This window comes from Streptacidiphilus albus JL83 (assembly GCF_000744705.1).
GTDB classification, from domain to species: domain Bacteria; phylum Actinomycetota; class Actinomycetes; order Streptomycetales; family Streptomycetaceae; genus Streptacidiphilus; species Streptacidiphilus albus.
Window position 1 is genome coordinate 7,358,340 of sequence record NZ_JQML01000001.1, and the last position, 26,723, is coordinate 7,385,062.

Genomic DNA, 26,723 nt, shown 5'->3' on the forward strand with positions numbered 1-26,723 from the left:
CGGGAGCCGGATCGGGCATGCGCACCCGTCGCGGAGCCGGGCAGGTCCGGCCCTGCGCCTGCCGACAACCCCATCCGTGCAGTTCAGGCGGCATGTTGGTACTCGTGGATCACGCCGCCGAGTCGGTCGTGTCGGCGTATGTCGAGTCGGGCGATGCGATCGGGATCGGTGATCGGTTCGGGTGCTGTGCGGAGCGGGCTTGCTTGGGCGAGGGCTTGATGGGCCCGGTGGGTGTTGTGGTGGGTTTCGAACTCGTGTAGGGCGTGGCGCAGGTGGTGCTCGTTCCAGATGAGGGTGCGGTCCAGGAGTTCGTGGCGGCAGGTCTGCACCCAGCGTTCCATGATGGAGTTCATCCGGGGAACGCGCACGCCGCTGAGGACGGTGGTGATGCCGGCGTCGGCGAGGACCTGGTCGAACAGGGCGGGGAACTTCGCGTCGTGGTCCCGGATCAGGTATTTGACCTTCGCGCCGGCGTCCTCCAGATCCATTGCGAGGTTCCTGGCTGCCTGGGTGACCCAGGCGGCGGTGGGATGGGCGGTCGTGCCGAGGATGCGTACACGCCGGGTGCCGTGTGCGATGACTGCGAGGATGTACTGGCGCTGGCCGGTGAGGGTGACGGTCTCGATGAAGTCGCAGGCGAGCAGGGCGTCGGCCTGGGAACGCAGGAAGTCGGCCCAGGTGGTCGAGGACCTGTCCGGAGCGGGGTCGATGCCCTCGGCCTTGAGGATCTCCCAGACGGTGGAGGCAGCGATTTTGATGCCGAGCGTGGTGAGTTCGCCGTGGATCCTGCGGTAGCCCCACGAAGGGTTTTCGCGGACGAGCCGGAGGACGAGGGCACGGATGGAGCGTACGGTGCGCGGTCGGCCCGGGCGTTTGGGCCGTGAGGCGTTCGCGTGCCGTCGCCTGAGCAGGTCGCGGTGCCAGCGCAGCAGGGTGTCGGGTCGGACCACGAGGCGGAGCCGGCGCAGGAGGCTGCGGGGGAGTGGCGTGAGGAGTGCGGCGAGGAAGGCCCTGTCCTCGGGAGCAAACCTGACCTTCGCTGCGCCGAGTTGCCGTTCGAGGATGGTGATCTGGTGGCGCAGGGCCAGGATCTCGGCGTCCTTGGCCTTGTCGCTCATGGGCAGCAGCCGCAGAGCGGCGAAGGCGTTGACCGCGGTCAGGTAGGCGAAGCGGAGTAGCACGGACGACCATCATGCCGCGCCGTCATAGAGCGACTGCAATGGGGGTTGACCTGCGCGGATGGCATTCTCGGCAGGCGCAACGTCGCAGACGACCAGGCCACCCCCACTCAAGAACACCCCCGACGTGTGCACCCAAGCGCCCCGGCCGGCCGCGTACCCTGCGCTCGATCCGGGCCCTGGTCCTGCGGCTGGCGCGGGAGAACAGCTCGTGGGGCTACCGCAGAATCCACGGCGAACTCGCTGCCCTGGGCGTCAAGGTAGCCGCCTCCACGGTCTGGGAGATCTTGAGGGAGCACGGCATCGACCCCGCGCCGCAGCGGGAGCGCACCACCTGGGCGGCGTTCCTGCGCTCCCAGGCTGATGCGCTGCTGGCCTGCGACTTCCTGGAGACCCGCACCCTGACCGGTACCCGGATGTACGTATGGCCACCGTGCTGGACTGCTTCAGCCGCAAGGTCGTGGGCTGGTCGATCGCGGACCACATGCGCACCGACCTGGTCGCCGACGCGCTGCGGATGGCGGCCCGGGGCCGCGGCGGTCTGGACGGCGCGGTGTTCCACAGCGACCACGGGGCGCAGTACGGCTCCCGGGCCTTCGCCGAGCTGTGCTCCGACCTGGGCGTCACCCGGTCGATGGGCGCGGTGGGCACCAGCGCGGACAACGCCGCCTGCGAGAGCTTCCACGCCTCCCTCAAACGCGAGACGCTCCAGGGCGCCCACGACTACGGCACCCCCACGACCTGCAGGAACACCGTCTTCGCCTGGCTGACCCGCTACAACACCCGCAGACGCCACTCCACCAACGGCCAGGTCAGCCCCGTCGCCTACGAGCAGCAGCGGTCAGCTACCCTGGCACTCGCCGCATAACCACACAAACCCGTGTCTACCACCCGGGGTGAAGCCCCGTCCGATCCGGGGCACTCGTATCGCGTTGCAGCATCTGGTCGAAGGTTCCGTCTCCGGCCCAGCGCCGGAACCGCGTGTGCAGCGTCCTCCAGGAGCCGTACCGCGCGGGCACGTCCCGCCAGGGCACCCCGGTCCGGAACTTCCACACAATCCCGTTCAGCACCGTCCGGTCATCCAGCCGAGGACGCCCCCTCGTCGGCCTTGGCAGCAGGGGCTCCGCAGATCCCATGCGGCGTCGGTGAGTTCATGACGGCGTATCACTCTGCCATGATCCACCGTATCCAAGATCACTTTGACGACACCGCCTAGCGCAGTTCCTGTCCCGCCGCCCAGCCCGGAGCGTCGAGGTTGATGGGCGAGTCGCCGACGAATTGGGCGAGCTGCGTTTCCAGCTCGGCGAGTTCAGCGGCGCCCAGACGCACTTCCCAGCGGGCCCGCACCTCGTCGAAGATCGCCGTGCTCTCGGTGATCAGCCCGATCCCGTGATCGGTGATCCGGATGTTCTTGCGGCGGCTGTCGGCGGGGTCGGTCTCGGTGGTGACGTACCCGCGTTCGACGAGCGCGGCGATCGTCTTCGCCGCGGCCTGCTTGGTGATGGCGAGTCTGCGGGCCAAGTCCGAGGCGCTGTCGGCGCCGGCTCGGATGGCCCGGATCGCGTACTCGTGCGACGGCCGGGCGTCGGGGTATCCCCGGGTCGCCAGCTCCCGGACCACTTCGTCCACCAGATTGCGATAGCTGCCCAGGAGCAGCAGGGCGAGATCGGCGCCGGATCGTGAGGACATGACCACAGTCTAGATCTTCCCTTGACCTGGACAACCAGGTTGACCAACACTGGAGTCAACCTGATTGTCTATCATGGGAGTCATCGCATGACCAGCTCTTCCGTGACCGCCTCCCCCGCCGTGGCGGGCATCACGCACCACACCGCCGAGGTCAACGGCACCACGTTGCACTACGTCTCGGCGGGCGACACCGGCTCCCCGATCCTGCTGGTGCACGGGTGGCCGGAGTCCTGGTGGGCCTTCCGCGACGTCATCCCGCTGCTCGCCGCCACCCACCGGGTGTTCGCCGTCGACCTGCGCGGCTTCGGCGACTCCGGCATCGCCGACGGCGACCACGACTTGGCCACCATGGCGGAGGACCTGCACCGGCTGGTCGCCCACCTCGGCGTCGGGCCCGTGCACGTGACCTGCCAGGACATCAGCGGCGGGCCGGTCTTCGCGTTCGCGGCCACGCACCCCGGCGACGTCCTCAGCTTCACCGGCGTCGAGACCACCCTTCCGGGGTACGGCTGGGAGATGCTGGCCGACGTGAGGAACGGCGGCTCCTGGCACGTGGGATTCCTGGCCGCCCCGGGAATTGCGGAGCTGTTCCTGGCCGGCCGCGAGCGAGTGATGCTCGATTGGGCCGTCTCGGTGATGACGGTGGTGCCGGGCGGGGTCACCGAGGCCGACCTTGACGAGTTCGCCCGCACCTACGCGCGGCCGGGCGGCTGGCGCGGCACCGAGGGGCTCTACCGTTCCTCCCTGACCGGCGGCAACCGGATGCGGGCACTGGCCGAGTCGCGGCCGCTGACCGTTCCCGTGCTCGCCGTCGACGGCATCAACGCCCCCTTCACCGAGCAGACGATGCGCCAGGTCGCCGGCGACGTCACCGCGGTCACGATCCCGGACGTCGGGCATTTCGTCGCGCAGGAGGCGCCCGCCGCCTTCGCCACCGCGGTCGGCGACTTCGTCGACCGCGTCGACCGGAGCCGCTGAACGGCCGAGTCCCTGCATCGCCACCCCACGTGCCCTCTCCAGCCTGCCGCTGACGCGGCCTCGCGCCGCGGCGGGCCCGCTCGCAACCCCATGTGAATAGCTACGTGATGCGGTGGTCGCGCAACAAGTACAAACGCCTGCGGGGCCGCAGGAAGGCCCATGCCCAGTGGGAGATGGTCGTCAAGCTGAGACCGAGGTTCTTCGAGCACTGGGCCTGGGTGAACTGGGTCCCCATCGTCTGGTGACCAGGACGACAAGAGCCGTGTAAATCGAAAGATTTAGAGCCTGCGCAGATAGGCGGGTGCGGCACCCAGGTAGTGAGGCGAGCACAGGTCTCCGTGATTATTGAGTTGCGACGCTCTGTGATCACTGGGGAGACCTGTGCCCGTTCTTCCAGCATGGCTGACCGACCCGTTGTGGGGCCAATTCGCGGCGCTGCTGCCCGAGCGTCCCGCGGTCGATCCGGCCCACCCGCTGGGCTGCCATCGTCCCCGCATCGGCGACCGGATCGTGTTCGACAAGCTGCTGCAACTGCTGCGGTTCGGCTGCTCCTACCAGGCGATCGCCGACACCACCTGCTCGGCGACCACCATCCGCAACCGCCGCGACGAGTGGATCTCCCTCGGCGTCTTCATGCGGCTCAAGCAGATTGCGCTGGAGTCCTACGACCGGATCGTCGGGCTGGAGCTTGACCGGATCGCCGTCGACGGCTCGATCACCAAGGCCCCCGGCGGCGGCGAGGTCGCTGGACGCTCAGCGGTCGACCGCGGCAAGCAAGGGCTCAAACGCTCGGGCATGACAGATGGTTACGGAATCCCGCTCGGCAGGGTCCTCGCCGGAGCGAACCGCCACGACTCCCCGCTGCTCGCCGCGACTCTGGACCTGCTGGAGGATCTGGGACCGATGCCCGACGACATCACCGTGCACCTGGATGCCGGCTACGACTCGGACAGGACCCGCACCGAACTGACCGCCCGCAACCTGCACGGCCGCATCGCGCACAAGGGCGAGAGGGCGCCGATCCAGGCCAGCGAGCGGTGGCACGTCGAGCGCACGCACGCCTGGCAGAACGCCTTCCACCGAATTGCCCGCTGCTACGAGCGCCGTGCGACTGTCGCCAACGCCTTCTTCGACCTCGCGGACACGATCATCACCGTTCGTAGCCTGATCCGCCGGGCCTGCACCACCCACCGCTGGGACGAGCGCCCGAAGGGACGTCCTTGAGCCCCGCCCATCTGCCCGGCCTCTTACGCGCAGACTGTTCCCGCTGGTCAGCAACCCTGTTGTGGTTCAGGCGACGCGGGTCTCGTAAGTCTGGCGGTTGGCGAGCACATCGTCCATGTGCACCTCGGCCCAGGCCTTGAGGCCCCGCATCATCTCGTACAGCGACAGGCCGAGATCCGTCAGCTCGTAGGAGACCGTGACCGGCACGGTCGGCACTACGGAGCGGGACACCAGGCCGTCGCGCTCCAGGGAGCGCAGCGTCTGGGTGAGCATCTTCTGGCTGACGCCGGCCAGCAGGCGCTGCAACTCCGAGTAGCGCATCACCCGGGGCTCGCCGGCGCAGTCGGCGCCGGGCTCATGCGCGCTGTCGCTGCCGAGCCCGGCCAGGATCAGCGTGACCCACTTGTCGGAGATCCGGTCGAGCAGCTTGCGGCTGGGACAGGCCGCCACGAAGGCGTCGTACTCCACCTTGGCCTGTGCCCTTTGCTGGGCCGCCGTCATCGTCGCCATGGACCGTTCCTCTCACCTGCAGGTGCCCTACGAACTCGGAAGTGCCTACTTCCCGATTAGAAGCTACGTACCAATAGTGGTGCAAGGAGCCGTCAGGCACCATCCCCTGGCTCGACACGAAAGGCACACCATGAGCACCCCCTCCGCCTCGCTGCCCGGCGGCACCTGGAACCTGGGCGACCTGACCGTCACCCGGTTCGGCTACGGCGCCATGCAGCTCGCCGGCCCCTGGGTCATGGGGCCGCCCGCCGACCGCAACGGCGCACTCGCCGTCCTGAGCGAGGCCGTCGGCCTTGGCATCACCCACATCGACACCGCCGACGCCTACGGGCCGCACATCACCAACCAGCTGATCCGCGAAGCCCTGCACCCGTACCCCGACGCGCTGCACATCGTGACCAAGGTCGGCGCGACCCGGGACCAGGAGGGCGGCTGGCCCCCGGCGCGCAAGCCCGAAGAGCTGCGCAGGGCCGTCACCGAGAACCTGGAGAACCTCGGCCTCGACACGCTGGACGTGGTCAACCTCCGGCTCGGCGACGCCCAGGGCCCCGTGACCGGTTCGCTCGCTGAGGCGTTCGAAACACTCGTCGAACTCCAGCAGCAGGGAATGATTCGACACCTCGGCGTGAGCAACGCGACGACGGCACAGGTCGCAGAGGCACGCTCGATCGCGCCGATCGTGTGCGTCCAGAACATGTACAACCTCGCCCACCGCCAAGACGACGAGCTGATCGACGAACTCGCCGAACAGGACATCGCCTACGTGCCCTTCTTCCCCCTCGGCGGCTTCAGCCCGCTGCAATCCTCCGCGCTCACGGCCGTGGCCACCCGGCTGGACGCGGCGCCGATGTCGGTTGCCCTGACCTGGTTGTTGCAGCGGTCGCCGAACATCCTGCTGATCCCCGGCACCTCGTCGGTGGCACACCTGCGAGAGAACGTCGCAGGCGCGGAACTCCAGCTCTCCGACGACGATCTCGCCGAGCTGGACAAGATCGGCCGCTAACCCCACGGCGGGCAGCAGCGCCGCGAATTGGTCCCACAATGGGTCGGTCAGCCATGCTGGAAGAACGGGCACGGGTCTCCCCAGTGATCACAGAGCGTCGCAACTCCTTGATCACGGAGACCTGTGCTCACCTCACTGCCCGAGTGCCCCACCCGCCTATCTGCGCGGGCTCTTACGCACGGTTCTGTGGGAGCCACGGAGGTGCCCGGGGCTACCCGACCCTTTGGAGGGACGGGCCGGGCTGGGACGTCGGTGTCTGGCGCATCGCCCGTGGCCCATGCGGCGGCCCCTCGTTGGAGCGCCGCGGGGTAGGCGTGCCGGCCAGGCCGAAGATCGGCCGAGCGGTCCTCGGTGATCAGCGGCGGGACGACCGGAACCGCCGGAAGGATCACACCTCACATGTGAACTCGCGGCTCGGTGCCGGTGAGGTCGTACCTTGAGAGGAGCTACACCCGAAGGCGCTCGGCTCCGAGAGTGCCGCACGTGCGTCAGGAGCCTGCGAATGTGTCGGCGCCGAGCACGGTCAGCAGGGCAAGCTTGTCGTGGCTCTCCGTACCAGGTGTGGCGGTGAAGATGAGTAGGGACTGCCCCTGGTCGGGGTCGAGCAGTGTCTGGCAGTACAGGTCGATGCGTCCGACCTCGGGGTGGACGAAGCGTTTGGCGTTGCTCCACCGCAGTCCCACTTCGTGGCGGTTCCACAGCTCGGCGAATTCCTCGTTGTGTTGCAGGTCGGCCACGAGCGAGGCGGCCGGCGATCCGGGCCCCTGCGCGGTGGCACTGGCGCGCAGGATGGCGACGTAGACGCGGCTGTGCAGGTGGTGGTCGTCGGGCAGGTACCGGTGGCGGGCGGTGGGGTCGGTGAACCACCGGTAGAGGGCGCTGCGCGCCGGGCCGGTGTGACGCGTCTCGTCGCCGAGCAGCGCCACGGCGGGCGGCGTTTGCTGCAGCGTTTCACCGACCGTGCCCACGATCTGCGCCGGTGTGTCCTGAAGCCGGTCCATGACCCGCAGCAGCCCGGGACTGATGTGCGCTTCGCGTAGTCGCCGTGTCTGGAGGCGGTGCCCGCACAGCAGGAACAGGTGGTCACGTTCGTCGGGGGTCAGGCGCAGGCCCCGGGCGATGGCCGCTGCCATCTGCTGCGACGGCTGGGAACCACTACCGCGTTCCAGCCGGGCCAAATAGTCGGCCGACATGTCGCACAGCTCGGCGACCTCCTCCCGGCGCAGCCCGGTCGTGCGCCGTCGTGCGCCGCGGCGCAACCCGACGTCCTCGGGTTGCAAGGACTCCCGCCGTCCGCGCAGGAAATCAGCCAGACCATCGCCATCCAGTGCCGTGTCCACCATCGGGCTCCCCACGTCGAATGTCGTATACCTCCAGCTCATTGTCCGGCAGGTCAACACGGGGAGCCACGCCCTGCCATTCAGTGGTTGAGCAAGTCCTTCATCCGTCGGCACGGGTCCTCTTCACTGGACGACGTCAGGAATCAGGGAAAAAAGCCTCTGGAGGATTTCACCATGGCCAAATGGACCGCGGACCGGCTGCCGAGCATGACCGGCGTGACGGTGGTGATCACCGGTGCTGGCGGGGGGATCGGGCTGGTGACCGCTCGCGAACTCGCACGGGTCGGCGCCCACGTGGTGCTGGCCGTGCGCAACGTCGACAAGGCGCGCCAGGCAGTGGCCGGTATGCGTGGAGATTTCGATGTCCGGCAACTCGATGTCGCCGACCTGGACTCGGTACGTGCGTTTGCGACGTCGTACACCGGCGACATCGATGTTCTGATCAACAACGCAGGAGTGATGGACATCCCGGCGGCGCGCACCGCGCAGGGCCTGGACGTACAGACCGCGACGAACTATTTCGGGCCGTTCGTGCTCACCAACCTACTGCTGCCCCGGCTGACCGACCGCGTGGTGACGGTCTCCAGCCAACTGCACCGATTCGGCAAGCTGGACCTCGACGACCTCGACTGGCGCACCCGCAAGTACAACGGGCTGGCCGTCTACGAGTCGTCCAAGCTCGCCGGTGTGCTGTTCTCGCTGGAATTGCAGCGCCGCTTGACCGCCTCGGGCAGCCATGTCCGCTCGGTCATCGCTCACCCTGGCGTCGCGCGGACCGGACTGGTCACGCACTCGCCGCTGGGATTCGTCAACCGGCTCCCGTTCCTGGTCCAGGACGTCGAACACGGAGCTCTGCCGCTCATGTACGCAGCCACGCAAGACGTCCCCGCCAACGCCTACGTCGGTCCGGACGGGTTGTTCAGCTTCACGGGCTACCCACTGATCCGCAAGCCCAGCCGGGCCGGCCTGGACCCGGCCGTCGCCAAGAGGCTCTGGCAGGCAACCGCCACTCTCACCGGAACCGGCGTCTGAAACCAGGCACGCTTCCCAGGTCCGACTCCGGGTGTAGCTCCTCTCAAGGTACGACCTCCTGGGCCTGAACACCACCACCTTCACCCCCGAAACCGCGGCGACCACGCCGTTCGCGCTGCGTACCGTCGCAGCCTCCGGCACCACGCCCGCAGGTCACCCCTATGTCTCCGCCGCTGACCTGGACCGGTACGCCGCTGCCGCCTCCGAACGGGCCGGAATCACCGCAGCGACCGTCACCGGGCACCGCGACTGGCCGCAGCTCGCCGCCGTCCTGGTCGCTGCCCACCAGGCCGGCCACGACACCGACCTGCTGCTCGACACTGCCCACGCCCGCACCACCCGCAGCGACAACCTCCTGCACGACCTCGCCACCCAGACCAGCGAACTCGCCGTCCAGCGCGGCATCCCTGCATCCGAGCACCGCGTCCCGGCCGCCCTGCGCCACCAGGCCGCCGCCCACCACGCCCTGGCCGACCACCTCGCCGAACAAGTCCGCGCCGAAGCCGCCTGGCCCGCCCTCACGGCGGCACTGCGCCGTGCCGAGACCGTCGGCCACCGGCCCGACCAACTGCTGCGCCAGGCCGTCGAAGCCCGCCCGATCGACGGCGCGGACAGCGTCAGCCTGCTCCTTGCCTGGCGCCTCAACCGCTACCTCGCCACCGCCCCCACCCCCGGCACCGATCAGCGGACGACCGACCGCCAGGCCGAGCAGTGGCGCACCCTGGCCTGGACCCTCAAGGCCGCCGAGATCAGCGGCAGCGACCTCACCGACGCCTTCGTCAGCTCCAGCGGCACGGGCCAGCTGGACCGGGTGCTCCAGCACGCTCGCGCCCTCCAGGAGGCCAGCGCTGCTGTGCGCCAGGACCTGCCCGGCTGGGTGGCCGCGCCGCAGCACAATGCCGCTATGGACCCGGCCCACCGCACCTACCTGGACGACCGTGCCCAGCTGATCGCCGACCGGATGACCGCCCTGGCCGAGCGCGTCACCACCACCCGCCCTGACTGGAGCCAGAGCCTGGGCGACGCCCCCGCCGACCCGGCCGTCCGCGCCACCTGGACCCGGCATCTGGCCACCATCGCCGCCTACCGCGACCAGTATCAGGTCACCGACAACGACCCCGCCCAGCCCGCCGGTCCCTACGTCGAACAAGGCCGCGCCGGACACACCGCCTACTGGGCAGCCGCTGCCTCCGCCCTCGCCGCCCGCCAACTCACCAGCACCAGCACCGCGCCCACCAGCACAACGCCGACCCCGGACGACACCGCCCGAGGCCAGCTCGCGGCGGACGTCTTCCAGGCCCTCACACCCCAGCAGCAGCAGACCATCATCAACGACATCGCCACCCGCACCGGCGCCACCTGGCTCCAGCACACCCCGGTCACCGACAACGCCGCCCTGCGCTTCGTCACCGTCGTGGACCCGCTGACCACCGTAATGACCGAACGCGGCCACCTCACCCCCGAAAGCCGCATTCCGACCACCACAGCGACCGCGGCCCCGGAAACCACCGAAGCCTCCGCGGCGGGGGCGGAGCCGAGCCTTGCTGAGCGGCGCCGCGCGGGCCGCGCCGCCGAGCGCGCTGCTCACCGTGAACAGGTCCAGGCCCGCAACGGCCGAACTGCCCGGAACTCGACCCCGGTCCGCCGCGCCGACCAGCCGCAGCAGACGGTCTCGCGCCCCGACCGCCGACCCGAGCAGCTGCAGCAGCCCCAGGTCCAGCAGCCTCCGCGCCAGCGTCCGGACCAGCAAGGACCGCGCATCCGGTAGTGCGGAAGCACCGTCGCTGCTGCGACCGTCTGTGCTAGAACAACAGCCACATCCGGGTCGAGTACCTGGATGCACACCGGGGTTCCGGCGTATTCCGGGCCGGTGGCCACCGTCGCTGGGCGGCCAACGGCGAGGGGGCACAGCTGGACAGTCGGCGGCTTGAGCGGCCCCCCGACGCCGGCTGTGTCCCGCGCCTGAAGACGCTTGGGATAGTCAGGCATGTGTGATGGTGCGACTACTCCGACCACTCGGTGTCATCGACGTTTACGACGACTACCCCGGCAATGAATCGCCGGTATTCCCATAGACCGCCCGGGCCGCCCGGGTGCGCGGGCCGGAGCGCTGCCGTCCAGGTCCCCGCCGCGGCCGCTTCGGCGCCCGGTAGCTCGGCATCGCATTGGTCCGGCCAGGTATGTAGGTGTGCTTCGTGCTAACGAGAGGTGAGCCAAAGGCTAAGTGACCTGCAGACACTGGTCGTACATTCGCCCGTACCACCCGTACGAAACCTCAGCGACACACGCCTGAAGTGCCTAGCCGCGCTTGGCGCTCATCGTCCTGTAGCCGCTCCCTGGCGGCTCAGGCATGCCGTTGTGTCTGAAAGGGACCAGAATCATGGCACTTGGGCTATCACGCAGATCCTTCCTGGCGGCGTCCGCGGCAGCGGTCGTCGCCCGAGCGGTGGCAGTGCCGCTCCCCGCCCGGGCAGCAACGGGCACCGTGGTGACAGTCGACGCGAGTGCGCCGGTCGCGGCTCCGGCGACGGGTTCCCTGCAAATGGGAACCAGCGCTGCGGTCACCTCGCCGTCCGGCCAGACGCTGACCGTCAACAGCCAGTACCTGTCATTGAACGGCACGCCCTGGCTGCCGGTCTCAGGCGAGTTCCACTACTCGCGGGTGCCGTCCTCGCAGTGGGAGACCGAGCTGCGGAAGATGAAGGCGGCCGGAGTTCAGATCATCACCAGCTATGTCATCTGGATCCACCACGAGGAAGTCCAGGGCCAGTACCTGTTCACGGGCGACTGCGACGTCCAGCAGTTCGTCACCCTGTGCGGGCAGCTGGGCCTGCGCGTCCTGCTTCGCATCGGACCGTGGGTGCACGCCGAGGTCCGCAACGGAGGCCTCCCCGACTGGGTGCTCACGCAGAGCACACCGCGCAGCAACAACACCGCCTACCTGGGATTCGTCACCTCGTTCTGGACGCAACTGGCCAACCGCGTCAGCAGCCTGGTCTGGAAGGCCGGAGGACCGGTCATCGGGGTGCAGCTGGAGAACGAGTACAGCGGCAGTGCCTCCCACATCGCGACCCTGAAGTCGATGGCCGGCTCGCTGGGACTGGACGTACCCCTCTACACGGTCACTGCCTGGAACGGTGCCAACTACCCCGCGCTCCAGGTGCTGCCGATGTTCGGCGGCTACCAGGACGCTCCGTGGGACACCATCGTGACAGCCTCCGCGCCGAACGAGACCTACTCCTTCCGGTTCTTCAGCCGCGAGAACGGCCAGGACGGCTATCCCGACAAGGCAGACGGCGGGGCCGTCCCGAATCCCCAGTCCCAGTTGAGCTCCTCCTACCCGTTCCTGACCGCGGAGTACGGGTGCGGCACGGCAGCGATGTACCGCCGCCGCATCGCGCTGAACCTGCCCGATGACATCGCTGCGACCATCCCGGTGCAGCTCGGGTCCGGTGTGAACCTCTACGGCCACTACATGTTCCACGGCGGACGCAATCCGCTGGGCAGCACCGAGACGTTGCAGGAGTCGACGGCGAGCAACGGCTTCAACGACCTGCCGATCATCAACTACGACTACCAGTCCGCGCTGGGCCAGTTCGGCGAACAGCGGCCCACCCTGGGCCGGATCAAGCTCTACCACTACTTCCTCAACGCCTTCGGCTCCGACCTGGCCCCCATGAGCTACCGGCAGCCGTCCGCGATCGCAGGCGGCTCCGCCGACTTGAGCAGTCTGCGCTGGTCGGCACGGTCCGACGGCAGCAGCGGCTTCGTCTTCGTGAACAACTATGTACGCCAGTACGCCATGGCCAGCCATCCCGGGATTCAGTTCCAGGTGCAGTTCGCCGACGAGACGGTCACGTTTCCGAGCAGCGGGGTGACCATCGACGACGGGGCGTACTTCATCTGGCCGGTCAACTTCGCCCTCGCCGACGCCCGCCTGTCCTACGCCAGCGCCCAGCCCGTCACCTCGCTGACCGCGTTCGGCCGCCAGGTGTACGTGTTCGTCGCCCAGAACGGGATCACCCCCGAGTTCGCGTTCACGGGCAGCACCGTGAGCCGTGTCCAGGCGAGTACCGGCCAGGTGGGCACCGACAGCGCAGGGCGTACCGTGGTCACGGGCCTGACCCCGGGAACCGACATCGCCATGCAGGTCACCACCGCGTCCGGTACCAAGGTTGACGTGCTCGTACTGACCCAGGCACAGGCCGACCAGCTGTGGCGCCTGACCGTCAACGGCACCGACGTGCTCCTGCTGACGTCCCACCAGTTCAACGCCACGGCATCCGGGTTCACCTTCACCTCCCCGGGCATGCCGCAGTTCGAGTTCGGCACCTACCCCGACCTCACCGTCACCGCCCCAGGCGCCAGCACGTTCGCACCGGCGGGCACCGATGGCGTCTTCACCCGATACACCGGCACGGTCGCGGCCCAGCAGATCATAGTGTCCTCCACCCAGACCCGCACGCCGGGGCTCGCCCCGGCCGTGCTGAAGGGGGGTCAGGCCAAGGGCGCCTTGGAACCGACCGAGGCCGTGATCAGCGCCACGCAGGGCGAGTGGAGCCTGGCGGTGCCCTGGTCCCAGGTGACCGGTGCCACGGACGCCTACCTGACCGTCACCTACGCGGGCGACCTGGCCCGGATCTACTCCGGAGACCTCCTGCTCGACGACCACTTCTACAATGGGCAGCCCTGGTCCGTCAGCCTTAGTCAACTGGCCCAGCAGGCGGACCTGACCGCGCCACTGACCTTGGCCATCATGCCGCTGCGCTCGGACGCGCCCATCTACCTGCAGTCAGGCGCGGCCCCCGCGTACGACAGCAACGGGCAGGCATGCGCCTTGAACGGCCTGGCGGCGGCGCCTCTGTACGAGCTGGACGTGACGGCCGCGGTGCCGACGTTCCCAGTCAACGGCGTGTACGAGCTGATCTGCGGCGCCGGCGGCGAGGTCCTGGACAACGGCAGCTCCACGGCCAAAGGCGCCCCCGTCATGCAGTGGGCCGCGAACGGCGGCAAACAGCAGCACTGGACGCTCACCAACATCGAGGCCGGCTACTACTCCCTGGTCTGCGCGTACAGCGGCATGGCCCTGGACAACAACAACTCGACGACCAGCGGTAGCGCGGTGGTGCAGCACACCAACAACGGACTGCCCGCGCAGCACTGGACCATCGTCGACCTCGGCAACGGCTCCAGTCAGCTGATCAGCCGCGTCAGCGGTATGGCCCTGGACAACGGCGGCACCTCCGGGAACGGGGCCGCGATAGTGCAGAAGCTACCCGCAGCCGTGGCGGCGCAGCAGTGGAAACTCGTGAAGGTCGGCTGACTTTCCCGCCGAACACAGGAAGCTCCGGAGATTACAGCCCGCTGAACTTCCCGACCCTCATCAGATCGCGTTCTTCTTTTGTGCTAGCCAAGGAGCGTTCAGGGCTAATCCTCTCCTGTATCGCCGCAGTAGTTTCTGCCGCTGAAAGCGCAGCAGCAACGGCACCGCAGCACGGGTCCGCCTGTTCATCATCTTGCCCACCGCAAACATCCCGGAAAGGTATGTCAAAGCATGACTCGGAGAAGCATCGCCTCCCTGGTGAGCCGACTGCTCGCCCTCGTAATAGCCGCGTCCGGATTGGTCGTCGGCACGTCCGTCGCAGCCCACGCCGATTCAACGACCTACACGATTGCCACCCAGGCCGACTTCACCGCGGCCAGCGCGCGTACCTATCAGCCGGGCGACCAGATCCTGCTCGAACGAGGAGTCTCGTTCAGCGGCAGCCTCGTCCTCCAGGGATCCGGCACCACAGCCGCACCCATCACGATCGACGCGACCGGCACCGGGGCCGCGCCGGCCATCACCGCTGTCGGCGCTACCTCGGCGATCCAGCTCATCGGCGTCTCGAACTACGTCGTACAGAATCTTGACATCAGTGCCCCGTCCGGCGCGGGGATCGAAGTCCAATTGGCCGCGAGTCCGACTTCCGGTGTGTCCGGGATAACGATCCGCCACAACGTGTTCCACAACATCCAGAACACCGTGGACAACACTCGCCAGCTCTCGCCTGAATACAATGCGGTGGAGAACAAGGCGGCCGTCATGATCGGCACCTGGCACAACATATACGCCGACATGACGAACTACGCCATCTCCGACGTGACCGTGGACAGCAACGAGTTCTACGGCGTGCACAACGGGGTCTACGTCGGCGGCAATGAATCCCAAGCCTACGGAAGCTACTCCGACAAGCCACGCAACAGCAATATCACGACCGAGAACAACTACTTCCACGACATCATCGGTGAAGGCACCGTCTATCTGGGCACGGTCAACAGCCTCATCACTGACAACTCGTACATCAATGTCTCGCACGACCCAGGGACGCACGTCGCGCCGGTGTGGATGGTGGGCAGCTCGTACATCACCATCCAGCGCAACAAGATCGTCGATGCGGTCCCGAGCGACGGCATGGCCGTGGACTTCGACTGGCGAACGGACAACTCGGTCTACCAGTACAACTACTCCGAGCGAAACGGCGAGTTCGCCTATCCCTGCAGCGTGTACGACAACTACAACAACGTCATCCGCTACAACATCTCCTATGACGATGTCACCCCCAGTGAAAACTGCTACGACTCCAACGGAGGTGAGATCAACCTCCAGGTCTACAACAACACACTGGTGAACTTCGCCGGATGGAACCTGCACGCCGTCAACGCGACCTTCACGAACAACATCATCGATTACGCCAGCACCAGCGACACCATTGCGGTCACCGGAAGCGCGACGTTCAGTCACAACCTGTACGTCAACCACACGGGCACCGAGACAGGCGCGGTGAACGTCACTGACCCGCTGTTCGTTCACCCCGGAGTCGACCCGCAGGGTTTCAAGCTGCAGAGCACCTCGCCGGCCATCGGCGCCGGAGCCGTGGTAGCCGATAACGGCTCGGTCGACTACTTCGGTGACGCGGTGCCCTCCACCTCGGCTCCGGACATCGGCGCGTCCCAGTACTCCGCGGCCGACGCGCCCGCGAGCTCGGAGTGGAACCTGGCCGAAGGTGCGACCATCACCGCGTCGAGCGCGGTCACCGGCAGCAGTTGGACCACCGATGCCCTGAACAACGGCCAGACGCACAGCTACGCCCCCTACGGGCCCAACCACCTCGGCTACGCGTCCTCCAGCAGCCTGACGACCAACCACACCGAGTGGGTCACCGTCGACTTCGGCTCCCAGCGCACCTTCAACAAGGTGGTGCTCTACCCACGCACCGACAACGGGACCACCGGCACCGACTTCCCCAGCGCCTTCCAGATCCAGGTCTGGAACGGGGCGAGCTGGGTCACCCGGGTCAGCAAGACCGGCTACCTCCTGGACGATCTGGGTGGCCAGGAGTTCACCTGGGGCCGCGACGACTACACGAACAAGATCCGGATCAACGCCACCACCCTGACCAACGGCGCCGGCGACTACCGGCTGGAACTCGCCGGCCTCCAGGTCTTCGACGACAGCAACCTCGCCGCGGGCACCTCGGGAGCGACCGTCCAAACCTCCAGCTCCGCCTACGGCAGCGGCTGGCTCCCGGCCGACCTCGTGGACGGATTCACCGCTTCGGTCGGCGGAGAACTGGGCTGGTCCTCGGCGACCGGTATCACCACTCAGCACAGCGAGTGGGCGGAAATCGACCTCCCCGGCATCCAGACGTTCAGCCAGGTGATCATCTATCCCCGAAACGACGCGGGAGAGGTCGGCGCGGGCTTCCCGACCAGCTTCGAGATCCAGGTGTGGGACGGGACTTACTGGGAAACGCGCGTGACCGAGACGGATTATCCGACACCAACCACTGCGCAGACCTTCACTTGGGGACACAGCGACACCACCGACAAGATCCGCATCGTCGGCACCGCGCTTTCACAGGTGGGCACCGACTATGTCATGCAGCTCGCTGAGGTCCAAGTCTCCTAAACGAATCGCCGCGACCGCCGGTATTTCCGGCGGTCGCGGGTCGTGGATCCATCCGCTCTACGCCACGCGAGAACTGGAGCAGCAAGCTCTCGAAGCGGTCCAACCACGTGTTCAGGGACGCTCGAACCGCCGGGCTCAGGTGCCAGCGCGACACCGATCACGCTCGACTCCTACGCGACCACTGCCAACCACGACCGTCCGATCGTCAACGGTGGCTCCGGCGTCGGCGCCTTCGTGCTGTCGAACCAGCAGGACTGGACGGTGCAGAACCTGGAGTCGCCGTCGGCGATCGGGTACGCGTTTCAAGGTGCTCGCCCATCAGGCCGTGGTGCGAGATCCCTTCGAAAAGCTGGACGACACCGCGCAGGTGCACGCGGCGACGGTATCGCGCCGAGGCTGTCGCTGCGCACTCCGCAGGACAAAGAGGCCGCAGTCCCTGGGGGCCTGCTACGCCTCAGTCCCGGATGCCGCGGAGCCGGTAGGTGCTGGGGCTGAGGCCGTAGTGTGCTTTGAAGCGCCGGGCGAAGTAGTTCTGGTCGGCGCAGCCGACAGCCTCGCTGACCTGCGCCACCGACTGGTCGGTGCGTCCCAGCAGGACGGCGGCTGTCTCCATGCGGTAGTGCGCCAGGTAGGCCATGGGCGGCAGTCCTGTGGCGGACTTGAAGACCCGTCCGAGATAGTTCGGGGCGAGGTGCAACTGCTCCGCGAGCTCGGCCAGCGACCAGTCGTGCGCGATTCGCGATTCGAACAGCCGGATGGCCCGCACCACGGCCGGATGGGTGGGCTCCTGCGCAGTGGACAGGCTGTCGCCGTCCTGGCCGACGCCGCGCGCCAGGTGCCCTAGAACGAGGGCCAGCCGGCCGACGATGTCGGCGCGGTGCGAGCCGGACGGCACGGCTCGCAGGTCCTCCAGGGCGTCCAGATGCACCACGCAGCTCGCGAGGTCGGTGTGGTCCAGGCGCAACTGCAGCACGCCGCCCTGTCCGGGGGCGTAGGGGCCGTCCCAGAGCAACTGGCTGAGCAGGGAGTCCTCACGTGTCCAGGCCAGCTCCCGGTGGAGCAGCTCGACGCCGAAGCAGCAGTTCACCACCTGGAGGTCGGAGCACTCCTCAAGGGCGTGCCATGCGCCTGGGCGCAGGACCATGATGTCGCCGATGGCCAGCTCATGACGGCCGAGCTGTGACAGGTGGACGCCCTCGCCGCCGATCACGAACATGACCTCGATGAAGCTATGGGTGTGCACCGGGTGAAGCCGGGCGTGCACATGGTGGCCCGCGCCGGCCAGCACGTCGTCGGTGAAATAGATCAGCCCGTTCTCAAGTGCCACGGGGAGTTCAGTCATGCGGGAGACGGTAGCCCGCAGGGCGGCCGTTGCAAAGAGTGCGGGCGAACCTATGGCCCGTTGCACCTCAGAGCCTCGTTCCGGATCGCAGGGTGTATTTCGTGCTAGCGGTGGTTGGACACGGGCTAACCCCTGCTGCTGTCCGACGCGCATCATCGCTGCGTGCCAGAGAATGAAACACCACGGAAACGAACAGCGGCCAGTACGCGAAACTGGGCCGCCCACTGGATCGGTAACCCAGCCTGGGAGCAGGCGGTTGCGGCCGGAGGGCCGGGCGCAGCCGCACTGCCGGTATTCGCTGCGGACTTCGGGCTCGACTTCCCGCTGCGCAGCGCGAAGCTGAGGTTGACCGCGCTGGGCGTGTACGACGCCACCGTGAACGGGCTGCCGGTCGGCGCAGCTGTCCTGGAGCCGCCGCACACCGACTACCGGACCCGGCTCGTGTACGCGACGTACGACATCACCGGTCTGCTCCACCAAGGGGAGAACACGCTGTCCGTCGAAGTCGGCCCGGGTATGGCGCATGTGCCGCCAACGCCTGGCCGGTACCAGAAACTGGTGCGCTCCGACGGGCCGCCGCGGCTGCTCGCGGAACTGGAGATCAGCCACACGGACGGCACCGCGAGCACGATCGCGACCGGCGCGTCCTGGCGCACGGCGCTCGGGCGCACCACGTTCTCCGGCTGGTACGGCGGCGAGGACCACGACGCAGGCCGCAGCCTGGAGGACTGGCTGCCAGTGGCGGACCTGGGCTCGGCCGACGACGGCCCCGTACTCACTCCGCGCCGCTCGCCGACGGTAGAACCGGTGGACACCTTGGCTGTTCAGGCGGTCACCGAGCCGCGGCCCGGCACGTACGTTTTCGACTTCGGCGTGAACTTCGCGGGCTGGCAACAGCTTTCCGTGTCGGGACCGGCGGGGGCCGTCGTCACCATGCGACCCGGTGAACTGCTCGCGGCTGACGGGACGGTCGTCCAGGACCTGAATGGCACCGGCGGCCCGATCTGGGACACCTACACGCTCGCCGGAGGCGGCCTGGAGACCTGGCATCCGCGCTTCCGCTACCACGGTCTGCGATACCTGCAGGTGGAGGGGCTTCCTGGTAAGCCGACCCACGACACGGTCACCGGCATCGTGCTGCGCACGGCGAATGAGAAGACCGGCTCGTTCAGCTGCTCCAGCGCTCTGCTCACCGGCCTGCACACGATCATCGACCGCGCGATCCAGTCCAACATGTACTCGGTACCGACCGACTGTCCGCACCGGGAGAAGCTCGGGTGGCTGGAGCAGGCCCACCTGGTGTTCGGCCCGCTCGCGTTCGGCTACGACGTGGCCGACTACCTCCGCGACTTCGTCCAGGTCATCGCCGAGGCACAGACCCCGGACGGCCTGGTGCCGAGCATCGTGCCGGAGTACACCGCCTTCGAGGGCGGATTCCGGGACGACCCGAACTGGGGAAGCGCCCTCGTCCTGGTCCCGTGGGCCCTCTACCAGGAGTACGGGGACACAGAGACGGCGCGGGAGCACTACCCGGCGATGGTGCGCTACCTCGACTACCTGGCCGGGACGGCCCAGGGGAACCTGCTCGACCACGGCCTGGGGGACTGGGCCGCGGTCGACGAGAGCACCCCGACCGGAATCACTGCGAGCTTCGGCTACCACCGCGCCGCCGCGGCGATGGCCAGGATCGCCGCCCTGATCGACCGCCCCGACGACGCCACGCACTGGGCCGAACTCACCGACAAGATCGCTGCCGCCTTCAACGCCGCTTACTTCCGGCAGGAGGAGGGCACCTACGGCACCGGAAGCCAGGCCTGCGACGCCCTCGCCCTGGACCTCGGCGTGGTCCCCGAACTCGACCGCCAGCGGGTTCTCGACCATCTGGTCGCCGATATCCGGACGCACGGGAACCACCTGACGGTCGGTGAGATCCCGCTGCCCTCAGTACTGCGAGTCCTCTCGGCCGCCGGGCGCCATGACGTGATCTGGGATGTCGTCACCGGGTCCGACTACCCCGGCTACGGCCATCTGGTCGGCTCGGGAGCCGCCTCACTGCCGGAGTACTGGGACGGTCCCGAAGGGCACGGATCGCAGAACCACTTCATGCTCGGGGCGGTCGACGACTGGCTCACCGGCTGCCTGGCCGGCCTCGGCCAGAGCGCCCAGTCTGTGGCCTACGGCAACCTGGTGATACGCCCGGTCCTGGCCGGCGACCTGGCCGAGGTCACCGCGCAGACCCGCACCGCTCGCGGCATCGTACGCAGCCACTGGCGCTCCACCGATGGCGCCTTCAATATGGACGTCACCATTCCGCCGGGGCCCGACGCAACGGTCTTCGTTCCGTTGCGCCCCGCGCATGCCCAAGTCGTGGCACCCGCAGGAGCCCAGCTGGTCGGGACCGCCGACGGCTATGCCGGCTACCGGGTGGGACCGGGCGACTGGACCTTCCACAGCTTCTGCTGAGCACCTTCTGCTCTGCTTCCTCACGAACCCACACAGAAATGAAGAGATCATGAGATTCACGAAGAGAACCGCGGCATCCGTCGCCGTGTCTGTCCTGGCCGCAGGCGCACTCGCCGCATGCGGCAGCCCGACAGTGCCCTCCAGCTCCGGGTCGAGCGCCTCCGCGCTGCCCGCCCACTCGGCGAGCATGGACCTCAAGGGCGTTACCCTGACCGTCTGGGAGTCCAACTCGGTCACGGCCGGCTACAAGGCGCTGTTCACCGCCTTCGAGAAGGCCACCGGTGCGAAAATCGACCAGGTGGTCTTCCCCGACCCGTTCGAGTCGAACCTGCTCACCAAGTGGGCCACCGGGACCCGACCCGACCTGATGGTCTTTCAGTCCGCGACGGACTACCTCCAGCAGCTGAACCCGGCCAAGAACCTGATCGACCTGACCGGCCAGCCGTACGTCGCCAAGGAACTCTTCCACCAGAACAAGTACGCCTCGGTGAGCGGCGGCAAGGACTACGGCCTGAGCCTGGAGACCCCGAGCGTCTTCGGTCTGTGGTTCAACAAGCAGATCGTCGCCAAGGACGGGCTGAGCGCGCCGACCGACTTCAACCAGCTGGTCTCGGCGTGCCAGACCATCAAGAAGGACAACCCCGGGGTCAGCCCGCTCTACGACGCCGGCGGCGACCAGTGGACCACCCAGGTCCTGCCCTTCATGCTGTGGACCGACGCGATGAAGGCGGGCCTGCAGAACGAGCTGAACACCAATAAGGCGAAGTGGACGAACCAGGCGATCGTCCAGTCCCTGGCCGACTACCAGACGCTGATCAAGGACGGCTGCTTCAACAGCAACCTGAAGACCGGCACCTACGCACAGCAGGAGTCCGAATTCGAGTCCGGCAAGGTCGCGATGATCCCCCAGGGCTCCTGGGTCAGCCCGGACCTGGTCAAGGCCATGGGCGTGACCAAGATGAACCAGGAGATCGGCTGGCAGGCGATGTCCACCAGCACCGCGACCGCCGCCTACTCGACCACCTTCTCCCTCCAGGTCCCCAAGACCGCGGACACCAAGGGGGAGTCGGCCGCCCTGTCGTTCCTGGACTTCGCCTCCGGACCCGCGTACCAGACGTTCGTCGACACCAACGACCAGGCACCCGCGCTGTCCGGCTTCAAGACGCCCGCCAATGTGCCCGACGCGCTGCTGGCGAACTACACGGCGCTCGCTGGATCGGGCTACCCACAGCTGTTCGTCGCCTCCTACGGTCCTTTCACCACCTACATGAGCGAGATGATCGACGGCTCGGCCACCCCGGAGCGGGTCGCGAACGATCTGCAACAGCAGTGGGAGCAGAGCGCCACAGCGCTCAGCCTGCCCGGGTTCTAGCCGGGGCCGGTGCCGGGGCGGGCCCGCACGCCCGCCCCGCGCCCAAGAACCTTCCCCGCCGACGTCGGGGCCGTGTTCCATGGCCGCGCGAAAGGAGGACATCGATGTCCGTACACACCACCCCGAGACCGACTGCGGTCTCCCGGTCCCGATCGACGACCAGTCCGCCGCGGTCTCACGCCTGGCGGCAGCGTCTGGGCACCAGCGGCTTCCTGCTGCCGGCCCTGGCCGTCATCACCGTCTTCTACATCGTGCCCAACCTGCTCGATTTCGCCCTGGCCTTCACCAACTGGTCGACCTACAGCGATGCGATCAGGTTCACCGGCCTGACTAACTTCCGCGAACTGCTGCAGCAGGGGGCGCTGACCAATGACCTGCGCGTGACCGTGGAGTACGCGGCAGTGGTCATGGTGGCCCAGAACCTCGCCGGGCTGGCGCTCGCCCTGGCTCTGGAGAAGACCTCCAGGGCCAACGGCTTCTTCCGCTCGGTCTTCTTCCTGCCCGTGCTGATCTCGCCACTGGCGGCCGGGTACGTGTTCAAGGCGATCCTGGCCGACAACGGTCCGCTCAACAGCCTGCTCGGCATCCACTTCTCCTGGCTGGGCAGCCCCACCTGGACGATCATCGTGGTCGCGCTGGTGAACGCCTGGAAGTTCATGGGAATCAACATGCTGGTCTACATCGCCGGCCTGAACGCGATCCCCGGAGAACTGATAGAGGCGGCGTATGTGGAAGGCGCCACCTGGGGCCAGATGGTCCGGCGGGTCAAGCTCCCGCTCCTCGCCCCGGCCGTGACCTTCAACGTCGTCGCCACCTTGATCGGGGCCTTCAACACCTTCGACATCGTCTTCGCCATGACGCAGGGCGGTCCCGGCATCTCCACACAGGTCCTGAACGCCTTCATCCAGCAGGAGTACGCGCAGGGCTTCTACGGCCTCTCGATCGCGATGGGCCTGCTGCTGCTGGTGCTGGTCTGCGTGGTGGCCTTCCCGGCCCTGATCGTGCTGCGGCGCCGCGAGGAGAACCTGTGATCGCCAGAACAGTCAAATACACGCTGGTGTCCGCTGCCGCGGCCGTGCTCATCGGCCTGCCGATGTGGATGATCCTGGTCAACGCGGCCAAGCCCTTCGAGGAGGCGCAGAATCCCGGCTTCGGCCTGCCGCACCATTGGGCCCTGATCGCGAACTTCCGCACCGTGCTCACCCAGGGCGCGGCCGGCACCGGCCTGCTCAACAGCATCGCGGTCACCGGCTCCGCCGTGGCGCTGGTGCTGGTCGTCGGCTCCATGGCGGCATGGATCTTCGCCCGCAGCGAATCCCGGACCGTGCGCGCGCTGTTCTACGTCAGCATCGTCGGCATCCTGATCCCCGCGCCCGTGATCACCTCGGTGTACCTCGACGCGCAGCTGGGCATCCAGGGGTCGCGGATGTCGCTGGTCGGACTGTACTCCGGCGTCTACCTGTCGCTGGCCGTCTTCCTGATCACCGGATTCGTGCGCACCATCCCGCGCGAGCTCGAAGAGGCCGCCGAGATCGACGGGGCGTCCCGGTTGCGGATCTTCTGGCAGATCATCTTCCCGCTGCTGAGACCGGTGCTGTTCGCCGCCGGGGTCGTGCTGTGGGTGTACGTGTGGAACGACTTCTTCTACGCGTTCTTCCTGCTCAACGGTGCCTCCAAGCAGACCCTGCCACTCGGCCTGTTCTCGGTCGTCAGCTCCAACTCCCACTCGACGAACTGGAACTACGTGTTCGCCGACGTCGTCGTGGTGAGCCTGCCGCTGGTCCTGGTCTTCGTGATCGGACAGCGCCGCATCCTCGCCGGCGTCATGGCCGGCGGAGTCAAAGGTTAGTCAGACCCATCAAGGGAGATGGTTCCGTTGGAAATGCCCCTGCGAGTCCCACCCGGCTCGCGCTCCCCCCGCGTACTCGCGGCTGTCCTGGCCCTCATAGCCGCGATGGCGGTCGCACTCACCCCAGCCCCCGCCCGGGCGGCCGGGAGCACGGCCTCGTTCAGCGCCGACTACGCCACCACCACAGGCACCACCATCAGCTCCTCCCTGCTGCTCAACGGCTCCGAGGGCGGCTACCTGACCATGCAGAACCTGCACTGGTTCCCGCAGGAGACCGGCCAGCTCTCCAGCATCGGCCTGCAGTCCGTCCGCGTCGACCACATCTTCGACGACACGTTCTACCACCTGGTCAACAAGGACTCGTCAGGCAACATCACCTACGACTTCACCGACCTCGACAAGCAGATCCTGCCGATGGTGAAGAGCGGCATCACCCCGTTCATGTCGCTGTCCTTCATGCCCGCGGCCCTCGGCTCGGACAACAGCGGGCCGCCGACCTCGGACACAGCCTGGGGCGCGGCGGTATCGGCCCTGGTATCGCACTATGCCGCTCTCGGCTACACCGGCTGGGACTGGGAGATCTGGAACGAGCCGGACAACTCGTTCAGCGGCACACAGGCCCAGTACGATGCCATGTACGCGGCCGCGGCCTCGGCGGTCAAGGCGGCTGACCCGACGGCGGAGGTGGGCGGCCCTGCGGTATACAACCTGTCCGACTCCTGGACCACTGCCTTCCTGTCCTACCTGCAGGCGAACCCCTCGGTCCCGCTCGACTTCTTCTCCTACCACAGCTACTTCGCCACCAATTTCTCCAGCGCGGCCACGGCCCAGGCCGATCTGACCGGTATCGGCCGCAGCGGCATCCCCGTCTACGTCACCGAGTGGAACGACCCCACGTCGATGACGGCGGGCGCAGGCTCGGGCAGTGACACCAACTCCAGCGACGGCGGAGCGTCGTACGCCGCTGCCCGGCTCTACACCGCGCTCGGTTCCGACGCGAGCAAGGTCTTCTGGTTCTCGCCGGTCGACGGGTACACCCCCGCCGACACCTTCAACGGCGACCTGGGCATGGTCACCGAGAACGGCCATCGCAAGGCAGTCGGCAACGTGTTCTGGATGTACTCCCAACTCGCGCCGAGCGAGCTGTCGTCCACGGTTTCCGGGACCAACGCCGGGGAGACGGACGTCTACGGCGTGGCATCCAAGAACACGAGTAGCGATGAGACCACGGTGCTGCTGTGGAACAACACCGCCACCGACACCTCCACCTCGGTCTCGCTGACAGATCTGCCGTACACCAGCAGCAACTTCAGCGTCACCCAGACCCTGGTGGACTCGACCGACGGGAACTACTACAACGACTACACGGATGGGGCGAACGCCGACACGCCGTCACCCAACGAGAACGCGCCGGTAGTCTCCGACACGGTTCAGTCGGCCGCCTCGTCGTACTCGGGCACCATCGACCTGCCGGCCAACTCGGTCTCGGAGCTGATCCTCAAGCCGACCACCTCCTCAACGGGTGTGGTGACCACCACCGCCGCACCGCTGTACGACGATCTGGCCTACGGCGCACCCGTGACGTACAGCTCGACCTACACCGGCACGGGGTGGGCGGCGGCCAACCTGACCGACGGGCAGGACCACTCCTTCGAGTCGGCCAACAACGGCTCCCCGGTCGAGGGTTGGACCTCGGCGGCCCATTCGACGACTGCCGCCACCGAGTGGGCGCAGGTGGACCTGGGATCGGCGAAGACCATCGATACCGTGGTGCTGTGGCCACGGGATGCGCAGGACTCGAACGGTGGCGGCTTCCCGACGGCGTTCACGATCGCCGGCTCCACGGATGACAGCACTTGGACGACGCTGTACTCGGCATCCGACTACAACGGTGGCGCCACTGTCGACGGCCCGCAGTCCTTTGCGGTGTCCCCGGCCTCCTACCGGTACATCAAGGTGACCGCGACGACACTGGGTGGCGCCATCGAGGAGAGCGGCTCGACCGTCTACCGGTTCCAACTCCAGCAGCTCGCGGCCTATGACATGGGACTGCCGAACGCCGGCTTCGAGAGCGGCAGCACCAGCCCGTGGACGGTCGAGGGCAAGGCCTCGGTCGAGTCCAGCGTGGTCCACAGCGGCACCGACGCTGTGACGGTCACCGGCGCCGGCAACGGCGTGCAGTACACGGCAACCGGGCTCTCGCCCGACACCACGTACACCTTCGGCGGCTATCTGAGGTCGGGCGCGACCGGTGACCCGGTCTACCTGGGCGTCAAGGGCTATGGCGGCACCGAGACCGCGGTGCCGGTCAGCTCCACCCAGTGGACTCCCGTGTGGATCACCTTCACGACCGGTGCGAGCAGTACCAGCGCGACGGTCTACATGTACAAGAACAGCGGCACGGCCCAGGCGTGGGGCGACGACTTCACGCTGCAACCCGGCAGCTGAACCGCCGTGGGCCTTCCCGACCCGGTCGGGAAGGCCCATCGTCAGTGGGCGAGGAGGATGCGCTTGCTCGGACCCTGCTCGCCCGCTGACCCGTATGCCGAGAACTAACGCTGACCCTCCGTCAACCCTGCACCGAGAGTGAGGCCGCGCGTCCAGCTCACTCCGGTGCGACGCGCGCTACGGCCCCCGATTCATCTGTTCACTCACCGGTATCAAGCTCAGCGCTCGAATTTCCCGAACGCACTTCATTCGCCACTGTGAGCGGTGAGGAAGGCCCCACACATGGAGAAGCGGTTCCTTGGCCGTACCGGGCCTCCAGGACCGCGTGACCACTGTCCGGTACC

Annotated in this window: 19 protein-coding genes and 4 pseudogenes; 15 read left to right on the plus strand and 8 right to left on the minus strand. The window is 67.6% G+C overall.

The features are described 5' to 3' along the window. Positions 1 to 83: 83 nt before the first annotated feature. Positions 84 to 1,181: an integrase core domain-containing protein gene (locus tag BS75_RS32210; RefSeq protein WP_034090758.1), complete on the minus strand. Its 1,098-nt coding sequence runs from the start codon at positions 1,179 to 1,181 to the stop codon at positions 84 to 86. Positions 1,182 to 1,249: 68 nt separating this feature from the next. Here BS75_RS32210 and BS75_RS50860 point away from each other — a divergent pair. Then, positions 1,250 to 1,606 (plus strand): annotated as a pseudogene (locus BS75_RS50860) (IS3 family transposase); the annotation flags it as partial. 5 nt (positions 1,607 to 1,611) lie between these two features. Then, positions 1,612 to 2,046 carry a transposase gene (locus tag BS75_RS32215; protein ID WP_408022603.1) on the plus strand — a complete coding sequence of 145 codons (435 nt, stop codon included), beginning with the start codon at positions 1,612 to 1,614 and terminating at the stop codon, positions 2,044 to 2,046. A gap of 67 nt (positions 2,047 to 2,113) precedes the next feature. Here the strand turns inward: BS75_RS32215 and BS75_RS43590 are convergent. Together BS75_RS43590 and BS75_RS32225 are read right to left on the minus strand one after the other, a co-directional pair. Beyond that, positions 2,114 to 2,314, minus strand: a pseudogene (locus BS75_RS43590) (transposase); the annotation flags it as partial. Positions 2,315 to 2,390: 76 nt separating this feature from the next. Then, positions 2,391 to 2,867, minus strand: coding sequence for a MarR family winged helix-turn-helix transcriptional regulator (locus tag BS75_RS32225; RefSeq protein ID WP_034090726.1), 477 nt, complete (start codon positions 2,865 to 2,867; stop codon positions 2,391 to 2,393). 87 nt (positions 2,868 to 2,954) lie between these two features. Between BS75_RS32225 and BS75_RS32230 the strand changes: the two genes are divergently transcribed. Continuing rightward, a complete protein-coding gene (locus BS75_RS32230) occupies positions 2,955 to 3,845 on the plus strand; it encodes an alpha/beta fold hydrolase (RefSeq protein WP_034090759.1) in 891 nt (296 codons plus the stop codon). Between the two features lie 381 nt (positions 3,846 to 4,226). Then, positions 4,227 to 5,069 (plus strand): IS5 family transposase, encoded by an 843-nt coding sequence (locus BS75_RS32240; RefSeq protein ID WP_034090761.1) that lies wholly within the window; start codon positions 4,227 to 4,229, stop codon positions 5,067 to 5,069. Positions 5,070 to 5,135: 66 nt separating this feature from the next. Here BS75_RS32240 and BS75_RS32245 read toward each other — a convergent pair whose 3' ends face one another. Further along, positions 5,136 to 5,579, minus strand: coding sequence for a winged helix-turn-helix transcriptional regulator (locus tag BS75_RS32245; RefSeq protein WP_034090762.1), 444 nt, complete (start codon positions 5,577 to 5,579; stop codon positions 5,136 to 5,138). Positions 5,580 to 5,709: 130 nt separating this feature from the next. Here BS75_RS32245 and BS75_RS32250 point away from each other — a divergent pair, with 130 nt between their 5' ends. Then, a complete protein-coding gene (locus BS75_RS32250; protein ID WP_034090763.1) occupies positions 5,710 to 6,582 on the plus strand; it encodes an aldo/keto reductase family oxidoreductase in 873 nt (290 codons plus the stop codon). On the opposite strand, the pseudogene BS75_RS52325 reads toward BS75_RS32250, so the two are convergent. Both BS75_RS52325 and BS75_RS32255 read right to left on the minus strand, forming a co-directional pair. Next, positions 6,556 to 6,654 (minus strand): annotated as a pseudogene (locus tag BS75_RS52325) (IS5/IS1182 family transposase); the annotation flags it as partial. The gene BS75_RS32250 and the pseudogene BS75_RS52325 sit on opposite strands and share 27 nt — an antisense overlap. 416 nt (positions 6,655 to 7,070) lie before the next feature. Next, positions 7,071 to 7,922: a helix-turn-helix transcriptional regulator gene (locus BS75_RS32255; protein WP_081983420.1), complete on the minus strand. Its 852-nt coding sequence runs from the start codon at positions 7,920 to 7,922 to the stop codon at positions 7,071 to 7,073. Between the two features lie 87 nt (positions 7,923 to 8,009). Here BS75_RS32255 and BS75_RS32260 point away from each other — a divergent pair, with 87 nt between their 5' ends. Further along, positions 8,010 to 8,954 carry an SDR family NAD(P)-dependent oxidoreductase gene (locus tag BS75_RS32260; RefSeq protein WP_331281452.1) on the plus strand — a complete coding sequence of 315 codons (945 nt, stop codon included), beginning with the start codon at positions 8,010 to 8,012 and terminating at the stop codon, positions 8,952 to 8,954. A gap of 43 nt (positions 8,955 to 8,997) precedes the next feature. Here BS75_RS32260 and BS75_RS32265 read toward each other — a convergent pair whose 3' ends face one another. Further along, positions 8,998 to 9,777, minus strand: a complete 780-nt coding sequence (locus tag BS75_RS32265; protein ID WP_034090766.1) for a hypothetical protein — start codon at positions 9,775 to 9,777, stop codon at positions 8,998 to 9,000. Between BS75_RS32265 and BS75_RS32270 the strand changes: the two genes are divergently transcribed. The 4 genes and pseudogenes from BS75_RS32270 to BS75_RS52330 form a co-directional block, all read left to right on the plus strand. Then, positions 9,766 to 10,722, plus strand: a complete 957-nt coding sequence (locus BS75_RS32270; protein ID WP_152646345.1) for a hypothetical protein — start codon at positions 9,766 to 9,768, stop codon at positions 10,720 to 10,722. The genes BS75_RS32265 and BS75_RS32270 overlap by 12 nt on opposite strands. Before the next feature lie 774 nt (positions 10,723 to 11,496). Next, positions 11,497 to 14,277, plus strand: coding sequence for a beta-galactosidase (locus BS75_RS32275; protein WP_052069911.1), 2,781 nt, complete (start codon positions 11,497 to 11,499; stop codon positions 14,275 to 14,277). Between the two features lie 258 nt (positions 14,278 to 14,535). Further along, complete coding sequence (locus BS75_RS32280) at positions 14,536 to 16,905, plus strand: discoidin domain-containing protein (protein ID WP_160312336.1); 2,370 nt, start codon at positions 14,536 to 14,538, stop codon at positions 16,903 to 16,905. 289 nt (positions 16,906 to 17,194) lie between these two features. Further along, positions 17,195 to 17,328: pseudogene (locus BS75_RS52330) on the plus strand (L-rhamnose isomerase); the annotation flags it as partial. A gap of 31 nt (positions 17,329 to 17,359) precedes the next feature. Here BS75_RS52330 and BS75_RS32285 read toward each other — a convergent pair. Then, positions 17,360 to 18,247, minus strand: coding sequence for a helix-turn-helix transcriptional regulator (locus BS75_RS32285; protein ID WP_034090769.1), 888 nt, complete (start codon positions 18,245 to 18,247; stop codon positions 17,360 to 17,362). Between the two features lie 162 nt (positions 18,248 to 18,409). Between BS75_RS32285 and BS75_RS32290 the strand changes: the two genes are divergently transcribed. The 5 genes from BS75_RS32290 (at position 18,410) to BS75_RS32310 (ending at position 26,379) form a co-directional block, all read left to right on the plus strand. Next, the gene (locus BS75_RS32290) at positions 18,410 to 20,710 is read left to right on the plus strand and encodes an alpha-L-rhamnosidase (RefSeq protein WP_081982798.1); all 2,301 of its coding nucleotides are present in this window, start codon (positions 18,410 to 18,412) and stop codon (positions 20,708 to 20,710) included. A gap of 49 nt (positions 20,711 to 20,759) precedes the next feature. Beyond that, positions 20,760 to 22,082, plus strand: a complete 1,323-nt coding sequence (locus tag BS75_RS32295) for an ABC transporter substrate-binding protein (RefSeq protein ID WP_160312335.1) — start codon at positions 20,760 to 20,762, stop codon at positions 22,080 to 22,082. Positions 22,083 to 22,186: 104 nt separating this feature from the next. Beyond that, a complete protein-coding gene (locus tag BS75_RS32300; RefSeq protein WP_081982801.1) occupies positions 22,187 to 23,113 on the plus strand; it encodes a carbohydrate ABC transporter permease in 927 nt (308 codons plus the stop codon). Beyond that, positions 23,110 to 23,931 (plus strand): carbohydrate ABC transporter permease, encoded by an 822-nt coding sequence (locus BS75_RS32305; protein WP_034090771.1) that lies wholly within the window; start codon positions 23,110 to 23,112, stop codon positions 23,929 to 23,931. The genes BS75_RS32300 and BS75_RS32305 overlap by 4 nt, the downstream gene beginning before the upstream one ends. Positions 23,932 to 24,036: 105 nt before the next feature. Next, a complete protein-coding gene (locus tag BS75_RS32310) occupies positions 24,037 to 26,379 on the plus strand; it encodes a GH39 family glycosyl hydrolase (protein ID WP_034090772.1) in 2,343 nt (780 codons plus the stop codon). Positions 26,380 to 26,723 lie beyond the last annotated feature (344 nt).